Source organism: Hymenobacter agri (genome assembly GCF_054778495.1).
This window is the reverse complement of the sequence record NZ_BAAGZM010000897.1, coordinates 1-1,270: the sequence shown is the minus strand read 5'-3', so window position 1 is coordinate 1,270 and position 1,270 is coordinate 1. Positions and strand designations below refer to the sequence as shown.

Annotated in this window: 2 protein-coding genes; both read left to right on the top strand. The window is 67.2% G+C overall.

The features are described from left to right. A partial coding sequence (locus tag ACYVDE_RS23185) for a sensor histidine kinase (protein WP_460503896.1) occupies window positions 1–346 on the top strand: 346 nt, incomplete at its 5' end. 103 nt (window positions 347–449) lie between these two features. Beyond that, window positions 450–1,270, top strand: an 821-nt coding sequence (locus tag ACYVDE_RS23180) for a tetratricopeptide repeat protein (RefSeq protein ID WP_460503895.1), incomplete at its 3' end; no start/stop codon positions are given.

Sequence of the window (1,270 nt, the reverse complement as noted above, 5' to 3'; positions counted from 1 at the left end):
GCAGGAGTTGGGCCGCGTGCTGCTCAACCTAGGCACCAATGCCTGCTACGCCGTGCACCAGCGCGCGCAGCAGGCCGGCCCCGGCTACGTGCCCGAAATAACGGTGGCCACCCGCGCCCGGCCCGGAAGTGTCGAGATTCGGGTGCGCGATAATGGCACCGGCATGCCGGCCCACGTGCGCGAACGGGTTTTTGAACCGTTCTTTACCACCAAACCGGCCGGCGAGGGCACGGGCCTGGGCCTGAGCCTGAGCCACGACATCATCACGAAAGGCCACGGTGGCACGCTCTCCGTTTCTGGCGAAGAGGGCGCTGGCACCGAGTTTCTGATTGTTCTTCCCACTTAGCTTCCCTGTTGCGTTGCGCCTGCTACGCTGCCTTACCGCCCTCGCCCACCGTGCCTTCTCTCTCGGAGGTGTGCTGGGATGGCTGCGCCCGGCCAGTTTGCTGTTGCTGCTAATTCTTGGCCTGGCGCCGGCGCTACGGGCCCAAACTGCCGAAGCCGACAGCCTGCGGCGGGCGTTGCAGGCCCGCCCCCGGCCCGATACCGCCCGTGTCAATACGCTCAACGCCCTGGCCCTGGCCCTACGCAACAATAAGCTCGACGAGTCGGCCGGCTTGTTTCGGCAGGCGCAGCTGCTGGCCGAGACGCTGCGTTACCCGCAGGGCCTGGCCGAGGCCTTGCTCGGGCAGGCGTTCTACTACCGGCATCGCAGCGAATACGGGCTGGCCGAGCGCCTGTCGGAGCAGGCCCGTCGCAACTTTGCGCAGGCCGATGACCGTCTGGGCCAGACGCGCTGCCTCTACAACCTGGCCTGCGTATATTCCGACCAGGGGCGCTACGTGCAGTCGCTGCGCAGCAACCTGCGCGGCCTGGCCCTGGCCGAGGCCATGCGCAACCGCAAGTGGATGGCCTTCCTCAACACCCAGCTGGGCATCACGAGCACCTACTTGGGCGAGTACGCGCGCGCCGAGAGCTACCTGAAGCGGGGATTGCAGCTGGCCCAGGCCTCCGGCGACCTCACCAGCGTGGGCCACGCCTACGCAGGCCTCGGCGACCTCTACCGCAAGCAGGGCCGGTGGCGCGAGGCCGAAGCCAGCTTCGCGCAGGACGAGCATATTTTTGAAAACCTGGGCTTCGAGTCCGGGCGCATCTTCGAAGAAATTAACCTGGGCGATGTGGCAGAGCGCCAGCAGCACTACGCCCAAGCGTTGGCCTACGCGCGCAGTAGCCTGCGCCGGGCGAGCCGCCTGGGCATCGCGGGCGAAAC